Below are 20,181 nucleotides of genomic sequence, written 5' to 3'. Positions count from 1 at the left end.
CTTTTCGATATAATCTATTCTACGATATCCGGAAGATAAAACAGATATTACCGGAATCGGCTACGAACCGTGGCATTACAGATACGTTGGAAAAGCAATTGCGGAGGACATTTATCGACAGGGGATCTGTCTGGAAGAATATTTAAAATGAACCTGAATATGCACTACTTCGCTTTTTGTACCGACCCGCATATTTGGCCCGAAAAGACCAACACCGGAAGTAACGATGCTCTGCATATTATCTTTTTTCAGATATCCCGCCGGATTTTCCCAGACCAGTTTACAGAGAAAGTTGGCTGGAAATGTCTGACCGTCATGGGTATGACCGCATAAATGCAGATCAATTCCGGCGTCAGCGAGTGCCTGTAGAAATTTGGGCTCATGTTCCACAACGATGACCGGCTTGCTGATGTCGAGATTGTCCATGATTTCCTGCGGATTTTTTCGGATGTCAACACCGCGGCCGGGCCGCTCCTCATCTGCACGGCCAACAAGATAAAAGGAATCATCGATGAGCAGGGTTTCTTCATTGATTAACCGGATGCCGGCTTGTTGAAGGAAGTCATCCATTCGCGGGTCACTCGTCTTTTTTTCTTTGGAAGGAAAAGTGAAGCCGGCAAGAATTTTTTCGTCGGTATCGTGATTGCCGTAAACGGCATAAGTTCCATATTTGCTGCGGAGTTGGGAAAGGATGCGAATGAGTTCTTCAGGATTTCCAATGGCATCATAGTCATTGTCAAAGATATCGCCAGCGATCAGAATGATGTCTGGATTCTGGGCATTGATTTTATCCACCATCTGCTGTATCATTCGCGGACCGACTGTGTAGCCAAGATGCAAGTCTGCTACGAGGGCGATATTTAATTCATCTAATTTTCCCCCATTTTTATCAATGGTTATTTCATAGTTCGTACTGCGAACGTGGACAGCGCTGATGATACCCCATATACAGAAAAATGCAATTGCGGCAATACAGATCAGACCTGTAGCGATAAAAATTTTTCTGTCGGTGAGAGTTTGGAAGGGGACGGTGTGGGTAATATGTAAAATCAGCCGAATCAGTTCGACAGCACCCAGGATGATAATTATGTATAAGAGAATTCCAAGCCAATAGGTGCCAATGCAGGCCAGAATTCTCTGGAACCCTGAATGGGGCAGGATAAAAGCCAGGCCAATGGATAAGGCCAAAAATGTGTAGGTGATTATAAAGAACAGCCGAAACCCGGATCTGGATGTAGTGTCTGAACAGGCGGAAAGCCATTGAAGGGTGCGGCAGCAGATATAAACATTTCCGATGAGATAAAGTGGTGATAAAAATAATGCAATCATAGTAAACTTCCTTTTTGTCGTTGCTTTATTCACAGTATACCACAATTTCTATTTCGAGTCCAAGACAGAGCGTCTCTCGGTTGACATTTGATTCATGGAACGATAAACTGTTAGGAGATATGGGAAATAGTAAAAGGAGTTGTACATGGAAAAGCTATCAAATCCACAGAAGACGATTGAGACGATAAAAAAATATCAGTTTAATTTTCAAAAAAAATTCGGGCAGAATTTTTTGATTGATGAGCATGTGATTTCCAAAATCATTCTCGGCGCCCAGGTAACAAAGGATGATTTTGTATTGGAGATCGGTCCGGGAATTGGGACGATGACCCAATATATGGCAGAGGCCGCCCGGGAAGTGGCAGCCGTTGAGATTGACAGAAAGTTGATACCGATTTTGAATGAAACCTTATTTGAGTATGATAATGTGACGATTATTAACGAAGATATATTGAAAGTAGATATCCGGGCGCTGGCGATGGAAAGAAATGATGGAAAGCCGATTAAGGTTGTGGCCAATCTGCCTTATTACATTACCACGCCGATTATCATGGGACTTTTTGAGAGTCATGTGCCGATTGATAATATTACAGTGATGGTTCAGAAGGAAGTGGCGGACCGAATGAAAGTCGGACCGGGAAGCAAGGATTACGGAGCACTTTCGTTGGCGGTCCAATATTATGCCGAACCTTATCTGGTAGCCAATGTTCCGGCGAATTGTTTTATACCAAGGCCAAATGTGGATTCGGCAGTGATTCGTCTTACACGGCATAAGACGCCGGCAGTATCTGTGGATAATGAGGAACTGCTTTTTAATATGATTCGGGCTTCATTTAACCAGAGAAGAAAGACATTGCAGAACGGATTGAAAAATTCCAATCTGGTCACAGCAACCAAAGAAGACATAGTGGACGCTATCCGGGAAGTCGGTTTGCCGGAGACAATTCGTGGAGAGGCATTGACTCTGGAGCAATTTGCCGGGCTGGCTAATGTATTGAACAAAAAAATAAATCCATAAAAGTTATAGAAATATTCCTCCGGTCTGACGCATAGGATAGTCAAAAAGGAGGATTTTTCTATGTCGGATTATAGTCGTTTTGTTTCCTATATGTATCTCTATGAGAATGGATTAAAAACCATGAATGCCGGTTTTGTTAAAGTGGAAAGCCGGAATGGCCAGTGCCGGATCGGACTGTCTTTAAAGAATGTCTATACCGGTCTGGAACGGTGCCAGGTGTATATGTTTATTCGTTTTGGTCAGGATCTCAGAGGGGTTTATATTGGAGATGTTCAGATAAAAAACCATGGCAGTGATTGGAATTTCAGAACGGATACGATGAATATTGCCGGTTCTGGTTATCGGCTGGATCAGATGTCCGGTATGATCATCCGGGGTGAAGGGGAAAAATTCTATGGTACACGATGGGACCATGGTGATTTGGATATTCGTCATTTTCGTACCCAGTGGGAAGAGTCGGCGGCCGGGACAGAAAATATATCCATCCCGGAGCCTGAGGAGGGGCCGGAAAGTATATCCATCCCAGAGTCTGAGATTGAGCCGAAAGAGATGACCTCATCTGCTCCGGCGCTGGAAGAGAAAGGAATATCTGTTTTGACGGAGGAAATGGGGACGGCGTCAGAGGCAGAGATGGTTATAAAAGAAAAAGCGGAAACAGAAGCCGAGGCGATCGAAGAGCAAAAAGAAGATAAAAAGGCGGAGGATGGTATTCTGATAACGATGGAAGCAGATGAACGATGCAGAAATTTTGGAAAAATTCTTGACCAGTGTCCGGGGATGTACCCCTTTGAGGATGATGGCGTGGAAGCCTGCGTCCGTCTGGAACCACAGGATATCGGAATGATGCCGATCGATTGCTGGTCCTATGGAAGCAACAGTTTCCTGCTTCATGGATATTACAGTTACCGTCATTTGATCCTGGCACGTCTGAAGCCGGAAGAGGAAAGGGGAGGCAGTTACATTTTGGGCGTGCCGGGAACACGGCATTCCAGGGAAGCATTTATGGCGAATATGTTCGGATTTCGGGAATTTAAGCCAATTAGGGAGGGAAATGGCGAAAGCAGTGATTTTGGGTATTGGTACACATTCCTTGCCTGAAAGGAAATATTAAGTTTTTTTACAAGCGTTGTCATGATATACTAAAGAAAAAAATAAAGGGAGGTTATGAATATGCAGTACAAAGTATTTGGCAATCCATTTCCGGCTGTATCTGTCCGGATGAATCGGGGAGAAAGTATTTATACCCAGTCCGGAGGTATGAGCTGGATGACAGATGGTATTTCCATGGAGACGAATACCCACGGAGGATTGATGAAAGGTCTGGGTCGGATGTTTTCGGGGGATTCCCTTTTTATGGCAACGTACACCGCAGAACAGGATGGACAGGAGATTACCATGGCGTCATCGATGCCTGGAGAAATCCATGCGCTGGAAATTTCACCTGGAAATACATATATTGCACAGAAAGGGGCGTTTCTCTGCGCTCAGCACAGCGTGGAACTGGATGCGGTGCTGACTAAAAAGATATCCAGCGGTATGTTCGGCGGCGAGGGCTTTGTCCTCCAGCGTCTTTCCGGAAACGGAATGGCATTTCTTGAGTTGGATGGAACTGTGTGCGAGTATGAATTGGCTCCGGGACAGAAAATGAAAATTGATTCGGGAAATGTAGCCTATTTTGAAGAAAGAGTGAAATACTCCATCGAGATGGTGAAGGGATTTTCAAATATTTTCTTCGGTGGAGAAGGACTTTTCCTGACAGTTCTCGAAGGCCCTGGAAAAGTATGGCTTCAGACGATGACGGCTTCTGAGCTGGCAAATAAAATCATCCCTTATATACCGACATCGGGCAAATAAACGGGTGAAATATAAAGGAAAACCATTCGGACAGATTGTTGAAAGCCGAAGGTTTTCCTTTTTTTAAAATTTGTAAGGCGATGTGGAAATGATCAGTATCTTTGCATCTTCATCGCAGTTGTTTATCCAGCGGTGACCGATATAGTTTGGATAATACAGGGTGTCATATTTTTCCAATGTGTAGCCCTGATAATTTTCAAGCTCGAAACGAATACATCCTTCCAGCATAAAGACGAGCTCTTCGCCGCCATGGTGGGCAAAGGTGCCCGAATCGGAATGTGCCGGAATATCGATGATGGCACCCCACATTTCGTTCCGTCCCTGAGTGATCAATGATTCAACCAAGGCTTTGCCGTTGCTGATATTTCGGATAAATGTCTGTTGTTCGTTATGGCGAACGAGACGGACGTTAGCTATCTCATCATCCATAAAAAGTGAAAAGACAGGAAGATCCAGAGCGTTGCAAAGGGATTTTAGTGTAAGCAGATTCGGGGAAGTCTTTCCTGTTTCAATCTGGCTGATCGTGCTTGCGGCGACATCCGAGCGGGCGGACAGATCGCGGATGGACAGGTTCTTTTCCATGCGTCGGTTTCTTAATATATTCCCAATTTTGTTTAAATCAATATCGGACATGAGGCGCCTCCTTTTCTGATTTGGTATTATATAGAAAAAAAAGAAATTCGTCAAATACAAATTTCAACTTTTTTCAACATGGCGGTGATTGACAAAACGAACATAATTCGTTATAATGAACGCAGTTTAGCAGAGGAGATGGTATATTTCTATGAAAACATTGTTGAAAAATGCACTTGTTGTTACCATGAATGCCAATGAAGAGGTATATTCTGAGGGCAGTGTTCTTGTGGAGGATGACAAAATCAGCAAAATCGGACATTTCGAATTGAAGGAAGACGTGGATGAGGTTATTGACTGTAAAGGCAAGATCATTATGCCTGGTCTTGTCAATACCCATGTACATACATCACAGCAGCTTGGACGGGGATTAGGGGATGACGTTAATCTGCTGACGTGGCTTCATGACCGTATTTGGCCGTATGAAAGTAATATGACAGAAGAAGATTCCTATGTATCTACTTTGGCCTGCTGTCTTGAACAGATCAAGTGTGGCTGTACAGCATTTGCCGAGCCGGGCGGACAGTATGTGTCCGGCATGGCCCGCGGCGTAGCGGAAGCCGGCGTTCGTGCAAAGCTGGCAAAATCTGTCATGGACTGCGGGGAGGGACTTCCGGAAGTATGGCAGAAAACAACAGAAGAAGAGCTGGATAAACAGGAAGAGGATTTAAAGAAATTCCATAATACACATGACGGCCGTGTTCAGGTATGGTTTGGTCTGAGAACCATTTTCAACTGTACCGATGATCTGATCGTTCGTTCGAAGGAACTGGCAGATAAATATAATGTGGGCCTTCATATGCATGTGGCCGAAGTTAAAGATGAAGTGGAATATATGCAGGCTACCAGAGGTGAGTGGACCGTTACCCATCTGAATAAACTGGGTGTCCTGGATAAAAACTTCCTCGCTGTACATACCGTATGGCTGACAAATGAGGAAGTTGAGATGTTCCGTGACCATCAGGTAAAGGTTTCTCACAATCCGGCCGCGGCAATGCGCGTTCTTGGTTTCGCAAAGGTACCCCGGATGCTCCGGGAGGGTATCTGTGTGACGATCGGTACGGACGGCGCGCCTTCCAATAACCGTATGGATATGGTGGATGAAATGTATCTGACATCCCTGATTCACAAAGGATGGCGTCTGGAGCCGGATGTTGTAAAGGCCCAGGAAATCCTGCGTATGGCAACCATCAATGGCGCGAAAGCCCTGATGGACGAAGAGCTTTACGGTTCCCTTGAAGTTGGAAAGAAAGCCGACCTGATCGTTATTAATCCGGATTCGGCCGGAATGCTGCCGTTACATGATCCGGTAGCCAATCTGGTAACTTCCATGCATTCATCTAACGTGGAAAGCACTATGTGTGACGGTAAATGGCTGATGAAAGACCGTATCGTTCTTTCTTTAAATGAGGAAGAAGTGCTTGCAGCAGCAAAAGAACATGCAGCAGCCATTCGTTCCCGTGCCGGTATTGAACTTCCGGATCGTTTCCCGGTAGTTTATCCGATGTCTTCTAAATAGTCATTTATATTTATTCAATATAAAATGAAGTAATCACTAAAAGGGTAAAGGAGATTGAAACAATGAAAAAACTTGTGGCAATGGCATTGAGCCTGACACTGGCTGTTTCCATGCTGACAGCATGCGGCGGCACAAAGGAAACAAAAGCAGAGACGAGTGCAGAAACAACAGCAGAGACAAGTGGTGAAACAACAGCCGCAGCAGATGGCGAGAGCCTGAAAGTTGCTCTGTGCGTAACTGGCGCAGTAAACGATATGGGATTCTGCCAGTCCGCTTATGAAGGTCTTGTGTTACTTGAAGAAAAGTATGGCGCTGAAATCGCTTATACAGAAAATCTTCAGGCAGCAGATATGGCCGCAGCATTTACAGACTATGCAGCAAATGGCTATGATATCGTTATCGGACATGGTTTCCAGTTCGGTGATCCGGCCCTCGAAGTCGGCGCTCAGTATCCGGATACAACATTTATCTGTACAGAAGCAGCCGCAGCCTCTGACAATGTAGCTTCTTATGTTATGAGCTGCGAACAGGGCGGATATATCGAAGGTATGCTTGCAGCAAGCATGACAAAATCCAACAAGATTGGTTTCATCGGACCGATCGAAGGCGCTTCCCTCATCAAGATCATGAATGGTTTTGAGGACGGTGCAAAATCCATTAATCCGGATATCGAAGTTCAGACAGCATGGACAGGCAGCTTCACAGATACAGCTTTGGCAAAAGAAGCAGCTCAGGCGATGATCGACAGTGGTGTTGACTTTATTGCTCATGATGCAAATGAATGTGGTAATGGTGCGATCGCTGCAGCCCAGGAAGCCGGCATCTATGCGACAGGTGATTCCTATGACCAGCACGAACTCGCTCCGGAAACTGTACTTACATCTTCCATGTACAATGTGCCATTAGTTATTGAATCCGCTTATCTGGATGTTGTTAACGGAACATTCAAAGGCGAAGTGAAGTATCTGGGTATGGCAGAGGGCGTTGTTGAAATGGCTCCATATTATGATATGGAAAGCGCTATCCCTGAAGATGTTCGCACAATGATCGACGAAAAGATTGAAGCGATCAAATCCGGTGAATTTGTTGTACCGCTGGATGAAAATATCAGAAAGTAATTCTAAGAAGATATAAAAACAGACAAAAGGGGACGTACTGGCCTTGGCCGGGACGTCCCATGTCTGGTTAATTGAAGACGTTGAAGGAGAAGGATTATGGCAATCTTAGAGATGAAACATATCAGCAAGGCTTTTTCCGGCGTGTATGCGAATGAAGATGTTGATTTATCTGTGGAAAAAGGAGAAATTCATGCACTGCTCGGCGAAAATGGGGCGGGAAAGACAACGCTGATGAATATTTTATTTGGTATTTATACGGCAGATACCGGAGAAATTTACTGGAAAGATAAAAAAGTTGTATTTGATTCTCCAAGAGAAGCAATCAATCAGGGAATAGGTATGGTGCATCAGCATTTTTCGCTTGTGCAGAAAATGACGGTGTTGGAGAATATTATTCTTGGTTTGAAGCAGGATGGCCTTTTCCTTTCAAAAATGGATGCCAGAAAAAGCATTGTAGAGCTGGCGGAAAAATACGGGCTTCGGGTGAGACCGGATGCAAGAATCCGGGATTTATCCGTAGGTGAGCAGCAGAGAGTGGAAATTTTGAAGGCTTTATACCGGAATGTGGACCTGCTCATTCTGGATGAGCCGACGGGCGTTTTGACGCCGAAGGAAACACAGGACTTTTTTGAGGTCCTGAGAAAATTGAAAAAAGAAGGTTACGCCGTCATTATTATCACTCACCGTATGAGTGAGATCATGGCAATCAGTGACAGGGTAACGATTTTGAGAGATGGAAAGAAAGTAAAGGAACTGGTAACTTCCGAAACGGACCCAAAGGAATTGTCGATGTATATGATCGGACGGGAGTTGCACGGGGAATTTGAAATACAGGAACAGTCGGATACTGGCGTGGCTTTGGAACTTAAAAATGTCAATATTATGAAGGGCGAAAAAGCCATACTGGATAACATTCATCTGACGGTGAATAAGGGCGAGATATTGGGAATTGCCGGAGTTGACGGCAATGGACAGACAGAGCTGGCCGAGGTGATCGCGGGCATTCGCAAGAGTACTTCCGGCGAAATCTGCTTTATGAATGAGAGTATTCAGAAAGCGACAGTGAAGCAGCGTTTTGAGAAAGGAATTTCCTATATATCTGATGACCGTCATGCGGATGGCCTGGTCATTGATATGACTTTAAAAGAAAATATGCTTCTGAAAGATTATGATAAGGAGCCTTTTTCTAAAAAAGGGATATTTAATAAAAAACCGATCGAAGAGCAGGCAAAGAATGCCATTGAAAAGTTCCAGATCAAAACAACAGGAACAACGGGGATGGAGTCGGTGGTCAAGCTTTTATCCGGAGGTAATCAGCAGAAGATTATTATTGCCAGAGAAGTTACGGAGGAGGCGAGACTGGTCATTGCGAATCAGCCGACCCGAGGACTGGATATCGGCGCCACCGAGTTTGTGCGCCAGACTCTGATGGATGTCAGGAATTCCGATCGGAGCGTTCTGCTGATTTCAGCGGATCTGGAAGAGATATTAGCGTTGTCTGACCGGATCGCGGTCATGTTTGGCGGCAAAATCGTCGGGGTGCTGAACCGAAGTGAGGCGAATGTACAAAAGATTGGCTTGTTAATGGGCGGAATGACAAAGGAGGCCATGTAATGACGGGGAAAAAACAAAAGATAGTTCAGGCAGTCGTTATTGCGCTGATTACAATTATTGCAGGAACCGGCCTGATCGTGATGTCCAATGCGAATCCGATGGACGCTTATACCAATTTCTTCCGGGGAATTTTCGGAAATTTAAATGGATTTTGTGAAGTGTTTGTCAAAGCGACGCCGCTGATTTTTACAGGACTTGGCTGTGCGGTGGCCTTCCGTACCGGGTTTTTCAATATCGGAGCCGAAGGGCAGTTTTATATGGGAGCGCTCACATCGGCTATGGTGGCCCTTGGACTTCCGGGTGTTCCGGGAATCCTGCGGATTATTCTGGCTCTTGTGATCGGATTTCTGGCCGGAGGCGTCTGGGCGTTGATCGCCGCTATATTCAAGGCAAAATTCGGTATTTCAGAGATCATCGTAACGATTATGTTAAATTACATAGCTATTAACCTGATCGGGCTTGCTGTCCGGACATTTTTGATGGATCCGGCCGGCAGTGTTCCTCAGTCGGCGAAGATTGATGAATCCGCATTGCTGGCACAGATTTTACCACCGACACGGCTTCACGTGGGATTTATTATTGCCCTGGTGGCTGCGGCTGGGGTATGGTATTTGTTAGAGAAAACGACTCTTGGCTATGAGATTAAGGTCGTTGGATTTAATAAGCGGGCGGCAGCCTGCAACGGTATTTCCGTTATGAAAAATATTGTTATCTCGGCCTTCCTGAGCGGCGGCCTGGCAGGCCTGGCCGGAGTGGTTGAGGTATTGGCGATTCAGAAAAAGCTTTTGGAAGGAATTTCTTCCAACTGTGGATATACGGCGGTTTTGATCGCGCTGATGGCCGGTAATCATCCGGTGGGCGTTGTTGTGGCATCGATCGCTATGGCGGCCATGCAGGTCGGAGCGAATACGATGCAGCGCCAGCTTGGCGTTCCGTCGGCGATCGTGGATATACTTGTTGGTCTTGTTGTGCTTCTTATTCTGGCCAAAGGATTGATGAGCAGAAAAAAAGTAAAGAAAGCAGCATAGAAAGGAGAGAAAAGAGATGTTGGAACAGATTTTGACCATGGGATTTTTTACAGCCTTTTTCTCTGCCATGGTGCGTATGGCTGTGCCTTTGATTTATGCTGGTTTGGGTGAAATGTTTGCTGAGAAGGCCGGTATCTTAAATATAGGTATGGAAGGTGTCATGCTGAGCGGTGCCTTTTGTTCTTTTGCGGGAGCCATGTTTTCAGGCAGTCTCATGATTGGACTTTTGTGTGGTATCCTGGGCGGCATTGCTGTCGGTATGATTCATGCGGTGCTGTCCATCAAGCTGGCGCAGAACCAGTCGGTCAGCGGCATCGCTATTAATATGTTCGTGCTTGGTGTGACAAGCTTTTTCTCAAGGATTTTAAAAGAGGGAAAAAGTTATCAGCAGCTGACCACATTTTCGACCATAAAAATTCCGGGGCTGAGAAGTATTCCATTGATTGGCGATGCTTTATTCAATCAGGATATTTTTACATATTTTCTGTATGTGTTGATTATTGTTATGACCGTTTTTTATGCGAAAACGGCTAAGGGCCTGGCTTTTCAGGCTGTGGGTGAACATCCGCGGGCAGCGGATGCAGCGGGAATCCCGGTCCATAAGTATCAATACATTGCCATGTTGGTCAACGGAATTTTAGGCGGCATCGGCGGAGCCTATCTGGTGCTTGTCCAGTTGGGCGTGTTTACGGAAAATATGATTTCCGGCCGTGGTTATATCGCATTGGCGGCGGTCATTCTCGGCAGATATACACCGGTGGGGACATTTGGAGCAGCCCTGATCTTTGGCGGTGCCAATGCCCTGCAGATTCGGCTGCAGGCCGTCGGTGTTCCGCTGCCGGCCCAGGCGCTGGCTATGCTGCCTTATATTATCACATTGATCGCCCTGCTCGGTTCCATCGGGCGGAGCAATGAACCGGAATCATTAAGTAAACCGTATATCCGGGGAAGTCGCTAAAAACTTTATCATGATAAAACAACGAAGAGTATATTTCAAAGAAAAATGTACTCTTCGTTTTCGTTTTGGGGAATACTAGGGAAAAAGGAGGAAAAAATCATGGAACAAAAATTTCAGGGAAAGGAAAGGGTGCTGGACTTAATTTTTGAGGTCGGTGGGATTTTTATTATGTCCATCGGCATTCATTGTTTTCTTGTACCGGCCAATATTGCGCCGGGAGGCATTTCCGGTGTGGCCATTTTGATTCAATATCTATGGGGGCTGCCGATCGGTATGATGACCTTTGTCATTAATGTGCCTATATTTGTATTGAGCTGGCGGTATCTGGGAAGAAAGTATACACTGCAGAGTTTTGGAGCGGTCCTGCTGAGTACGGTCATTCTTGATTATATTGTGACGCCGTGGCTGCCCATGTATACGGGCGAAAGGCTGATCGGTTCACTGTTCGGCGGCGTTTTCATGGGTACCGGTCTCGGCCTGGTATTCTTGCGGGGCTTTTCCACCGGAGGAACGGATGCGATTTCATTTTTGCTTCAATTGAAATTTCCACATCTTCCCATCGGCCGGGCTTTGATGATGGTCGACGGATTGGTACTTGCCATTTCTGTTTTTGTATTTCATAATATAGAAGCGGGACTTTTTGGTGTTGTGGCCCTGTTTGCTCAGACAAAGGTTATTGACAGCATTGTTTATGGCAGTGAGCATGGCCAGATGTTCCTTATTGTTTCGGATAAGAATATGGAAATTAAAGATAAAATTCTCGTTGATGTGGACCGGGGAGCTACGATCTTAAAGGCAGTCGGTGCTTACACGATGGAGGAGAGGGCGGTGCTTCTCTGTGCGGCGCGGAAGTCCCAGTTCGGGCAGATCAAGCGGATTGTCCGGGAGGTGGACCCGAATGCTTTCTTTATTGTCAGCGAAGTGAGCCAGATTCTTGGCGAAGGATTTAAACCTGTGTCCAATGATATGTAATTATGTGATAAGGAAGGAATAGTATATGAAAACATTAGTTATTGCAGAAAAGCCTTCAGTGGGCAGAGATATTGCCCGGGTCTTAAAATGCAGTAAAAATAATCAGGGGGCGCTGGAAGGCGACCAATATGTGGTTACCTGGGCTTTGGGGCATCTTGTCACTCTGGCCGACCCGGAAACTTATGATTCGAAATATAAAGTCTGGGAGATGAAAGACCTGCCGATGCTTCCGGAGAAATTCCAACTAGTGGTCATCAAACAGACGGGGAAACAATATCAGACAATAAAAAACCATTTATACCGGAAGGATATTTCTGAGGTGGTCGTTGCCACAGATGCGGGCCGGGAAGGCGAACTGGTAGCCCGTTGGATTCTGGCGAAGGCAGGAAGTCATAAACCAGTAAAACGGCTTTGGATTTCCTCGGTGACGGATAAGGCCATTCGTGAAGGTTTTGCCCATTTAAAAGACGGCAGGGCTTATATGAATCTTTATGCGGCGGCAGAGGCCCGGGCGGAAGCAGACTGGCTTGTTGGGATTAACGGGACCCGGGCATTGACCTGTAAATATAATGCCCAATTATCCTGCGGCCGTGTTCAGACGCCAACTTTATCAATGATCGATCAGCGTGAAAAAGAAATCCGTGATTTTAAACCGGAAAAATACTACGGACTGACTCTGTCCAGCGGCGGCGTCACATGGACCTGGCAGGATGGACGGTCGGCAAGCGCCCGCACTTTCAGCGCCGAACGGATAGAGAAGATAAAAAGCCAGGTCCAGGGAGAAAAACTGACGGTAAAGGAAGTGCATCGAACGACGAAAAAGACCTATTCGCCGGGGCTCTACGATCTGACTGAGCTGCAGAGGGACGCCAATAAACGGTTTGGATTTTCGGCGAAGGAAACCCTGAATATCATGCAGAGGCTTTATGAAAATCATAAAGTATTGACTTATCCGCGAACCGATTCCAGATACATAGGTAAGGATGTGGCGGAGACGCTGAAAGAACGACTGAAGGCCTGCAGTGTGGGACCTTATCGGAAGGTAGCCGGAAAGCTGATCAGTCAGCCTCTTAAATTAAATAAAAGTTTTGTCGATGACAGCAAGGTATCAGACCATCATGCGATCATTCCAACGGAGCAGTTTGTCCAACTGGAGCACATGAGCAGTGACGAGAGGAAGATTTATGATCTGGTTGTGCGCCGTTTTGCGGCGGTTTTATATCCGCCTTGTGAGTATGAGCAGACCACATTAAAGGGAGTGTGCGGCGGAGAAACATTCTCGGCCAAAGGAAGGGTGATGAAACAGCCGGGATGGCAGGCGGCCTATGAGGATTTTCAGGAGGAAGTGTCGGAAGAAGATATTCGGGAACAACTGCTTCCGGAGATAAAGGAAGGAACCTCCCAAATGGTTAAGCTGATCAAAATTAATGAAGGTCAGACAAAACCCCCGGCTTATTATAATGAAGCGACCCTGCTGACAGCGATGGAAAAGGGCGGCCTTGGTACGGTGGCGACCCGGGCGGATATTATTGATAAACTGTTTCATACATTCCTGATGGAAAAGAAGGATAAAGATATTCATGTCACTTCCAAAGGGCGTCAGCTTCTGGAGCTGGTGCCGGAGGATTTGAAGAAACCGGCGTTGACAGCAGATTGGGAAAAGAAGTTGATGGCGATTTCAGAAGGGCGTCTGAAAAAAGATATGTTTATCCGGGATATTCGAGGATATACAGAAGAAATTGTTTCAGAAATCCGCACTGGAGATGGAAAGTTCCGGCATGAGAATCTGACGAATACCAAGTGCCCTCAATGTGGTAAGCGGATGTTGTCGGTAAAGGGCAAAAACAGCCGGATGCTCGTTTGCCAGGACAGAGAATGCGGCTATCGGGAGACGGTGGCCCGTACAACCAATGCCCGCTGCCCGAAATGTCATAAACGGATGGAAATGTACGGCAAAGGGGACGGGCAGACGTTTGTCTGTGTCTGCGGCTATAAGGAAAAATTGTCCATTTTTCAGGAACGTCGGAAAAAAGAAGGCGCCGGCGTGAGCAAGCGGGATGTACAGAAGTATCTGAACAAACAGAAGAAAGAGGCGGAACAACCGTTAAATAATGCTTTTGCCGAAGCCTTTGCCAAGTTGAATCTGAAAAATTAAATGATATCGGAATGCAGATAAAAAAGGCGGATGAATCAGCCGGGGTATAACCGGTTTTTTCATCCGTCCTTTTTAGTTTCTGCGCCACATCATTTTGTCAAAAAGTAATCGTTTGCCGTGCCGATGGGTTTTCCGTCGGCATTCAGAACGATAAATTTGTCCCATTCAGATACCATATTTTTTAGTTCGCCGGCCTCCGGGTCTGTCACCTGCCAGCAGACAATGAGCGGCTGGTCGGCAATGTCGACGGCTTTACTCCAGATCATGATCAGATTTTTGTCTGAGTCATCAAGACACAAATCGCCCTGAAGTTTTAATGCGATTTTTTCGATTTCCATGTCCATATTTTTTGCCTCGAATCTTTGAATTTTATTTAATCATAGCAGATAGGTTTTGTGGAATCAATACAAAAATAAGGTTTTTTGAAAATGATACCAAAGATTGACAAAAAATTGACCAGATTTGAAGAAAAAATAGTCAATTTGATTAAAAAAACAAACAAAATACACGGCATAACGTTGACTAACTGTGTTTTTTTTAATATACTTAATAGGTAAAACGACGCAATAAATTCGTCAGAAAGGGGCGTAACAATGAATAAAATCACGGATGAATTGTATGAAAGATTCAAAAAGAATCTTGAAAGCGTGAATGGAACATGTGTGCGCACTTCCAAGGAGAATCTTGGTAAGGCAGTTGCCGGAATATTTACAGAAGCCGGCATCCCTGATACATGTATCGTTGAAACTCCACTCCTGAAAGAGGGAGGAGTCATCAATGCACTGGAAGAAGCAGGGATTAAAGTGTACACAGACCACATTCGTCTTAATGCAGAGACAGTAAAAGGCGGTGTTTCCGAGAGTCAGTATGGTATTGCAGATCTTGGCACCATGGTTCAGGCGAGGGACGTTATTGACGAGAGAATCGTATCAACGATGTCTGAATATTATATTGGTATTTTAAGGGGTTCAACAATTGTACCAGAGTATGATGATATGTTTGATATTCTCGCAGAACTTCCGGAATTGCCTAATTTTGTCGGCTTTGTCACCGGCCCGAGCCGTACAGCCGATATTGAGTGTGTCAGCACAGTTGGTGTGCATGGACCGCTTCAGATGTCCGTAGTTGTTGTAGATGATGAATGATCAGGTAAGGAGGGAATACAATGTCAAGTGAAGCATTAAAACAAGAAATTCGGGCTGCATTGGACAACACCACTCTTGCCAGAACACTGGGTACATTCTGTAAGACATATCCGGCTAAAAGAGAAAAAGCTTATGAAGGTGTTGATTTTGAGGCTACACGAAATAAAATCAGTGAAGTAAAACGTTATGCGGCAGATCATGTTGATGAGATGATCTCAGAGTTTACGAAGAATTGTGAAGCAAGAGGTGGACATGTTATCGTTGCCAAAAGTAAAGACGAGGCAATGGAAAAAATCCGTGCTCTTGTAAAAGAGAAAAATGTTAAGACGATCGTAAAATCCAAATCCATGGCTTCTGAGGAACTTCATTTTAATAAAGTTCTCACAGATGATGGTGTTTTGGTTCAGGAGACAGACCTTGGTGAGTTTATCATAGCTCTTGAAGGAAATACTCCGGTACATATGGTTATGCCGGCACTTCATTTGAATAAGGAAGAAGTTGCCGATCTGTTTACGGACTATACAAAAGTTAAAAATGCACCTGTCATTGCTGAAGAGGTTAAGACAGCCCGTAAAGTTATGAGAGAGAAATTCTGTACAGCAGATATGGGTGTTTCCGGTGCGAACGTAGCAGTTGCCGATACAGGTACGGTATTTACCATGTCCAATGAAGGTAACGGCCGTATGGTTGGTGCACTTCCAAAGATTCATCTTTATATCTTTGGTATTGAAAAATTTGTAAAATCCATATCGGATGCCCGTTGGATCTTCAAAGCTCTTCCACGTAATGGTACAGGACAGAGAATCGCATCTTATGTTTCGATGTACACAGGTGCAACAGAGGTTGTTACAGATAAAGAGAATGATACGAAAGAAAAGAAAGAATTCTACGCTGTTATTCTCGATGAGCCAGGCCGTCGTTCAATCCTTGCGGAACCTGAATTCAGACAGGTATTTGAATGTATCCGATGCGGCGCCTGCCTTGATGTTTGTCCGGCATTCGCATTAGTTGGCGGACATGTATATGGTTCCAAGGTATATACCGGCGGTATCGGTATTATGCTGACACATTTCCTGATCGATGAAGGCCGCGCAAGTGAGATTCAGAGTCTCTGTCTCCAGTGCGGAAGATGTAAGGAAGTTTGCGGCGGCGGCCTTAAGATTACAGATATGATTCGGAAGATTCGTGAAAAGAATGCGAAAGAACATCCGAATGCAATTCATAAATTTGCACTGGATGCTGTCAGCGACCGTAAGCTGTTCCATTCCATGCTTCGTATCGCATCTGTTGCTCAGGCACCATTTACAAAGGGTCAGCCGATGATTCGTCATTTGCCGATGTTCCTTTCCGGCCTGACAGAAGGAAGAAGCTTCCCGAATATTGCACAGGTTCCGCTGCGTGATATCTTCCCGACCATTGAACAGGATGTTCCAAATCCAAAGGGTAAGATCGCATTATTCGCAGGCTGCCTGCTTGATTTTGTATATACAGACCTTGCACGTGACGTTGTTCTTGATCTGAACTCCATTGGTTATCTTGTAGAGATGCCTTTGGGACAGGCTTGCTGCGGATGTCCGGCATCTACGATGGGCGATGTTGAGAATGCTACAAAAGAGGCAGAAATCAATATCGAAGGTATGGAAGCAGAGAAATACGATTATATTGTATCCGCATGTCCATCCTGTACACATCAGCTTCGTGATTATCCGACCTTCTTTGAGGAAGGCACAGAGATGCACAAGAGAGCAACAGAACTTGCAGGCAAGACATTTGATTTCTGTAAACTGTTCTATGACCTTGGCGGATGCGAAGAATCCGGCGATGGAAAAGCTGTTAAAGTTACTTATCACGACAGCTGCCACCTGTGCAGAAGCCTTCGTGTAACACAGGAACAGCGTGAACTTCTCAAGAACACTAAGGGTGTTGAATTTGTAGAGATGGAAGAACATGACAACTGCTGTGGCTTCGGCGGTACATACAGCGTCCTTTATCCGGATATTGCAACACCGATTCTTGAAAAGAAGATTGCCAACATTCAGGCGACAGGCGCAGATGTTGTTGCAGTTGACTGTCCAGGATGTATGATGCAGATCCGTGGCGGTCTGGATGCCCGCGGACTGGATATCAAGGTAAAACATACGGCAGAGATCATTGCTGAAAAGAGAGGCCTTGTTTAAGACTTAAATTAGATGATGAACTGGAGATAAAAGAATGACAGAGCGGAATAATGCCTGTGCGATGACGGAAGAGTCAGCGATGGAACGGGTAAATTACTATATACACAAAATCGCTGAGAATTCATTTGCCAGCACCAGAACAGGCGCCGTACTGGATGACGTGCTCGGTTCATCCGGGAAAATGATTCGCCCCAGACTTTTGCTGCTGTGCAGTGCCTTTGGGCCATATGCTTTGGAGCGGTCCGAAAGGCTCTGCATGCTGGCAGCGATGGTAGAACTCACTCATATGGCGTCGCTGATTCATGATGATATTATTGATGAGGCACCATTCAGACGCGGAAAGCCTTCGATTCAGGGTAAGTACGGAAAAGATGCGGCGGTGTATGCCGGAGATTTTCTGATTGAGCGGGTTCATTACTGGCAGGTGAAAGAGCAACTTATTGACGCAGCAATGATTCTTTCGCAAACAGTGGAAGATATGTGCATCGGTGAGATTGGACAGGCGGTGTGCCGATATGACATGAATGTGACGGTCGATGCCTATCTGAAGAACATCAGAGGAAAGACAGCTTCGCTTTTCAGCACAGCCTGCGAACTTGGAGCGATGGAAGCCGGATGCAGTAAGAAAACTGCCGAAAAACTTAAATGTTTTGGAGCGTATCTGGGCATTATGTTTCAGTTCCGGGACGATCTTCTGGATTTTACATCCAGCGAGATGGCTGAGGGGAAGAAGACACATAAGGATTTCCATGACGGCATATATACACTTCCGGTCCTTATGGCACTTGAGACGCCTGGGGGCAGGGAGGCTCTTCTTCCGATCATGCGAGAGAATGCAGAGCGAAATCTGAGTGCGGATGAGATAGAACAAATGGAGAAGAATGTGATTCAATGGGGCGGTGTAAAGCGTACCGTGGAGGAAATTCACAGATATGCGGCACTGGCTGGAGAAATACTGGATTCTCTGGAAGACATCCCGGAAGCATCGAAGATCAGAAGGATGTTAGATAAACTTGAGACAATCTGAGCATTATAGATCACTGACACCCAGACTGGCATTGAGCCTGGCAGCACCCCACACATGGGTAGCATCTGCATTTCCGGCATTGTTTGCTGATTTTTACTGCTGGCAGCAGGGGCTGGAACTTACATGGCTTAAAGGCGTTATGCTTCTTGCCGCCTGTGTCTTTCTTCAAAGTGCGGTCAATACCTTAAATGATTATTTTGATTTTATAAAAGGAGTTGACAGTGCGAACGATCATGTAGAAGTGAACGATGCGGTCCTGGTTTATGGAAATATCACACCGGGAAGTGCATTGATTCTCGGAATTGCATATATGGTCGCAGGGGCAGTCTTGGGGCTGGTGTCTTGTATGGGAAGCGGTTTGGTTCCGCTTATTATCGGTATCACAGGCGGTGTGGTGATTCTTATCTATTCGGGTGGACCGATTCCTGTATCCTATCTTCCGATAGGTGAAATCGTATCGGGGGTTGTGATGGGCGGACTTATTCCGCTGGGAATTGCAGGCTGCGCCGATGGAAAGATCCACTGGCAGCTTCTTCTCTATTCACTTCCGATGATCGCGGGAATCGCATTGATCATGATGAGCAATAACGGCAGTGATATTGAGAAGGATAGAAAGGCCGGAAGGCGGACACTTCCGACATGTATTGGCAGAGCGAGAACTCTTGAGTTATATCGGTATCTCATTGTATCATGGCTGATACTTGTGATCGTGCTGCCGGTGACGCTGCTTGGACCGATTGGTTTTGTAAGCGGGATACTTACGGTACTTCTGGGTGGAAAAACCATCAGAAAGCAGCTGGCATGTACACTGGAGCCCGAGGGGCGTATCGCCACGATGCAGGGAATTGTTATGACCAACATCGCACTGAACGGAGCTTATACGGCTGCTTTTGCAGCAGGATTCATTCTGGAGGTTTTACATGGCTGAACATTCAAAAGAGCAGCGTGTCTACGGTGTATTTCAGAGTATTTCAGAAGACTATGACAGTGCCAATGATCGAATTAGTCTGGGATTGCAGAATAGTTGGAAGAAAACACTTACAGACAGACTTGCTGCCAATACGCCGCGAGGGACCAACATACTGGATGTTTGCTGCGGAACCGGGGATATAGCGCTGAAGATGGCAGACGCAAGGCACGACCTTAAGGTGACAGGAATTGACTTTTCACCGGCGATGCTTGAAGTGGCGGAGAGCAAGCGCGGCAGACGGCAAAATGTCCGTTTCACACAGGGCAATGCCATGAAATTGCCCTACAGGGATGATAGTTTCACGGCGGCATGTATTTCGTTTGGACTTCGGAATACGGCGGATTATGAACAGGTCCTGCGTGAGATGCGAAGAGTTGTCAGACCCGGTGGTTACATATATTGTTTGGACTCATTTGTCCCTGACAACCCGGTCGTACAGCCGTTTTACAAGATATATTTTCGTTATATTATGCCGAGGCTTGGCGGCGGCAGGAAATATAGACAGGAATATATGTGGCTGTATGAATCGACACAGAAGTTTCTACATCGTGGGGAACTTGAGGAATTGTACCGTGACATCGGATTAAAAGCGGTGGATTATAAGAACAGAATGTGCGGTGCGTGCGTTCTGGTCTGGGGACGAAAATAATATATAATTTGTAAA

18 protein-coding genes and 1 pseudogene are annotated in these 20,181 nt (G+C 45.7%); 16 read left to right on the top strand and 3 right to left on the bottom strand.

The genetic code is table 11. The features are described 5' to 3' along the window. Nucleotides 1–16: 16 nt before the first annotated feature. Nucleotides 17–151 (top strand): annotated as a pseudogene (locus tag EV212_RS09100) (D-alanyl-D-alanine carboxypeptidase family protein); the annotation flags it as partial. On the opposite strand, the gene EV212_RS09095 reads toward EV212_RS09100, so the two are convergent. Then, entirely contained in the window at nucleotides 112–1,329 is a 1,218-nt protein-coding gene (locus tag EV212_RS09095; RefSeq protein WP_132092123.1) for a metallophosphoesterase, read from the bottom strand. The pseudogene EV212_RS09100 and the gene EV212_RS09095 sit on opposite strands and share 40 nt — an antisense overlap. Nucleotides 1,330–1,474: 145 nt before the next feature. Here EV212_RS09095 and rsmA point away from each other — a divergent pair, with 145 nt between their 5' ends. From rsmA to EV212_RS09080, 3 genes are all read left to right on the top strand, one after another. Beyond that, nucleotides 1,475–2,347, top strand: coding sequence for a 16S rRNA (adenine(1518)-N(6)/adenine(1519)-N(6))-dimethyltransferase RsmA (gene rsmA, locus EV212_RS09090; protein ID WP_132092120.1), 873 nt, complete (start codon nucleotides 1,475–1,477; stop codon nucleotides 2,345–2,347). A gap of 60 nt (nucleotides 2,348–2,407) precedes the next feature. Then, nucleotides 2,408–3,445, top strand: coding sequence for a hypothetical protein (locus EV212_RS09085; RefSeq protein ID WP_132092117.1), 1,038 nt, complete (start codon nucleotides 2,408–2,410; stop codon nucleotides 3,443–3,445). 72 nt (nucleotides 3,446–3,517) lie between these two features. Continuing rightward, nucleotides 3,518–4,201: a TIGR00266 family protein gene (locus EV212_RS09080; protein ID WP_132092114.1), complete on the top strand. Its 684-nt coding sequence runs from the start codon at nucleotides 3,518–3,520 to the stop codon at nucleotides 4,199–4,201. A gap of 63 nt (nucleotides 4,202–4,264) precedes the next feature. Here EV212_RS09080 and EV212_RS09075 read toward each other — a convergent pair whose 3' ends face one another. Continuing rightward, complete coding sequence (locus EV212_RS09075) at nucleotides 4,265–4,834, bottom strand: helix-turn-helix domain-containing protein (RefSeq protein ID WP_243115518.1); 570 nt, start codon at nucleotides 4,832–4,834, stop codon at nucleotides 4,265–4,267. 151 nt (nucleotides 4,835–4,985) lie between these two features. On the opposite strand from EV212_RS09075, the gene EV212_RS09070 reads away from it, so the two are divergent. The 7 genes from EV212_RS09070 to EV212_RS09040 all read left to right on the top strand — a co-directional run bounded on the left by EV212_RS09070 (nucleotide 4,986) and on the right by EV212_RS09040 (nucleotide 14,198). Then, nucleotides 4,986–6,353, top strand: coding sequence for an amidohydrolase (locus EV212_RS09070; RefSeq protein WP_132092110.1), 1,368 nt, complete (start codon nucleotides 4,986–4,988; stop codon nucleotides 6,351–6,353). Between the two features lie 53 nt (nucleotides 6,354–6,406). Then, a complete protein-coding gene (locus EV212_RS09065) occupies nucleotides 6,407–7,471 on the top strand; it encodes a BMP family protein (protein ID WP_132092107.1) in 1,065 nt (354 codons plus the stop codon). 96 nt (nucleotides 7,472–7,567) lie between these two features. Then, nucleotides 7,568–9,085, top strand: a complete 1,518-nt coding sequence (locus EV212_RS09060; protein WP_132092104.1) for an ABC transporter ATP-binding protein — start codon at nucleotides 7,568–7,570, stop codon at nucleotides 9,083–9,085. Next, nucleotides 9,085–10,113, top strand: a complete 1,029-nt coding sequence (locus EV212_RS09055) for an ABC transporter permease (RefSeq protein ID WP_132092101.1) — start codon at nucleotides 9,085–9,087, stop codon at nucleotides 10,111–10,113. Before EV212_RS09060 ends, EV212_RS09055 begins: the two co-directional genes overlap by 1 nt. A 16-nt stretch (nucleotides 10,114–10,129) precedes the next feature. Further along, nucleotides 10,130–11,071: an ABC transporter permease gene (locus EV212_RS09050; protein ID WP_132092098.1), complete on the top strand. Its 942-nt coding sequence runs from the start codon at nucleotides 10,130–10,132 to the stop codon at nucleotides 11,069–11,071. Between the two features lie 99 nt (nucleotides 11,072–11,170). Then, nucleotides 11,171–12,043, top strand: coding sequence for a YitT family protein (locus tag EV212_RS09045; RefSeq protein WP_165873347.1), 873 nt, complete (start codon nucleotides 11,171–11,173; stop codon nucleotides 12,041–12,043). Nucleotides 12,044–12,068: 25 nt separating this feature from the next. Then, nucleotides 12,069–14,198: a DNA topoisomerase III gene (locus EV212_RS09040; RefSeq protein ID WP_132092092.1), complete on the top strand. Its 2,130-nt coding sequence runs from the start codon at nucleotides 12,069–12,071 to the stop codon at nucleotides 14,196–14,198. Between the two features lie 89 nt (nucleotides 14,199–14,287). Here the strand turns inward: EV212_RS09040 and EV212_RS09035 are convergent, their stop codons facing one another. Next, complete coding sequence (locus EV212_RS09035) at nucleotides 14,288–14,542, bottom strand: hypothetical protein (RefSeq protein WP_165873346.1); 255 nt, start codon at nucleotides 14,540–14,542, stop codon at nucleotides 14,288–14,290. A 249-nt stretch (nucleotides 14,543–14,791) separates the two neighbouring features. On the opposite strand from EV212_RS09035, the gene EV212_RS09030 reads away from it, so the two are divergent. From EV212_RS09030 to EV212_RS09010, 5 genes are read left to right on the top strand one after another with little or no spacing between them, the layout of a single operon-like run. Further along, nucleotides 14,792–15,343 carry a LutC/YkgG family protein gene (locus EV212_RS09030; RefSeq protein WP_132092085.1) on the top strand — a complete coding sequence of 184 codons (552 nt, stop codon included), beginning with the start codon at nucleotides 14,792–14,794 and terminating at the stop codon, nucleotides 15,341–15,343. 20 nt (nucleotides 15,344–15,363) lie between these two features. After that, nucleotides 15,364–17,520, top strand: coding sequence for an L-lactate dehydrogenase (quinone) large subunit LdhH (ldhH, locus tag EV212_RS09025; RefSeq protein WP_132092082.1), 2,157 nt, complete (start codon nucleotides 15,364–15,366; stop codon nucleotides 17,518–17,520). A gap of 34 nt (nucleotides 17,521–17,554) precedes the next feature. Continuing rightward, nucleotides 17,555–18,547 (top strand): polyprenyl synthetase family protein, encoded by a 993-nt coding sequence (locus EV212_RS09020; RefSeq protein WP_207669091.1) that lies wholly within the window; start codon nucleotides 17,555–17,557, stop codon nucleotides 18,545–18,547. Further along, nucleotides 18,534–19,475 (top strand): prenyltransferase, encoded by a 942-nt coding sequence (locus EV212_RS09015; protein ID WP_243115517.1) that lies wholly within the window; start codon nucleotides 18,534–18,536, stop codon nucleotides 19,473–19,475. The genes EV212_RS09020 and EV212_RS09015 overlap by 14 nt, the downstream gene beginning before the upstream one ends. Further along, nucleotides 19,468–20,166 carry a ubiquinone/menaquinone biosynthesis methyltransferase gene (locus tag EV212_RS09010; RefSeq protein ID WP_132092079.1) on the top strand — a complete coding sequence of 233 codons (699 nt, stop codon included), beginning with the start codon at nucleotides 19,468–19,470 and terminating at the stop codon, nucleotides 20,164–20,166. The genes EV212_RS09015 and EV212_RS09010 overlap by 8 nt, the downstream gene beginning before the upstream one ends. The last annotated feature ends 15 nt before the right edge of the window (nucleotides 20,167–20,181 follow it).

Origin of the sequence: Frisingicoccus caecimuris, from assembly GCF_004340975.1 — a bacterium.
Taxonomy (GTDB): domain Bacteria; phylum Bacillota; class Clostridia; order Lachnospirales; family Lachnospiraceae; genus Frisingicoccus; species Frisingicoccus caecimuris.
Note: the sequence above shows the minus strand (reverse complement) of the source record. Positions and strands in the feature narration are given on the sequence as shown.

What these genes read in the sequence shown, in the direction of transcription:
- EV212_RS09095 (WP_132092123.1), bottom strand. Translation starts at nt 1,329, where the DNA reads ATGATTGCATTATTTTTATCACCACTTTATCTCATCGGAAATGTTTAT.
- rsmA (WP_132092120.1), top strand. Translation starts at nt 1,475, where the DNA reads ATGGAAAAGCTATCAAATCCACAGAAGACGATTGAGACGATAAAAAAA.
- EV212_RS09085 (WP_132092117.1), top strand. Translation starts at nt 2,408, where the DNA reads ATGTCGGATTATAGTCGTTTTGTTTCCTATATGTATCTCTATGAGAAT.
- EV212_RS09080 (WP_132092114.1), top strand. Translation starts at nt 3,518, where the DNA reads ATGCAGTACAAAGTATTTGGCAATCCATTTCCGGCTGTATCTGTCCGG.
- EV212_RS09075 (WP_243115518.1), bottom strand. Translation starts at nt 4,834, where the DNA reads ATGTCCGATATTGATTTAAACAAAATTGGGAATATATTAAGAAACCGA.
- EV212_RS09070 (WP_132092110.1), top strand. Translation starts at nt 4,986, where the DNA reads ATGAAAACATTGTTGAAAAATGCACTTGTTGTTACCATGAATGCCAAT.
- EV212_RS09060 (WP_132092104.1), top strand. Translation starts at nt 7,568, where the DNA reads ATGGCAATCTTAGAGATGAAACATATCAGCAAGGCTTTTTCCGGCGTG.
- EV212_RS09055 (WP_132092101.1), top strand. Translation starts at nt 9,085, where the DNA reads ATGACGGGGAAAAAACAAAAGATAGTTCAGGCAGTCGTTATTGCGCTG.
- EV212_RS09050 (WP_132092098.1), top strand. Translation starts at nt 10,130, where the DNA reads ATGTTGGAACAGATTTTGACCATGGGATTTTTTACAGCCTTTTTCTCT.
- EV212_RS09045 (WP_165873347.1), top strand. Translation starts at nt 11,171, where the DNA reads ATGGAACAAAAATTTCAGGGAAAGGAAAGGGTGCTGGACTTAATTTTT.
- EV212_RS09040 (WP_132092092.1), top strand. Translation starts at nt 12,069, where the DNA reads ATGAAAACATTAGTTATTGCAGAAAAGCCTTCAGTGGGCAGAGATATT.
- EV212_RS09035 (WP_165873346.1), bottom strand. Translation starts at nt 14,542, where the DNA reads ATGGACATGGAAATCGAAAAAATCGCATTAAAACTTCAGGGCGATTTG.
- EV212_RS09030 (WP_132092085.1), top strand. Translation starts at nt 14,792, where the DNA reads ATGAATAAAATCACGGATGAATTGTATGAAAGATTCAAAAAGAATCTT.
- ldhH (WP_132092082.1), top strand. Translation starts at nt 15,364, where the DNA reads ATGTCAAGTGAAGCATTAAAACAAGAAATTCGGGCTGCATTGGACAAC.
- EV212_RS09020 (WP_207669091.1), top strand. Translation starts at nt 17,555, where the DNA reads ATGACAGAGCGGAATAATGCCTGTGCGATGACGGAAGAGTCAGCGATG.
- EV212_RS09010 (WP_132092079.1), top strand. Translation starts at nt 19,468, where the DNA reads ATGGCTGAACATTCAAAAGAGCAGCGTGTCTACGGTGTATTTCAGAGT.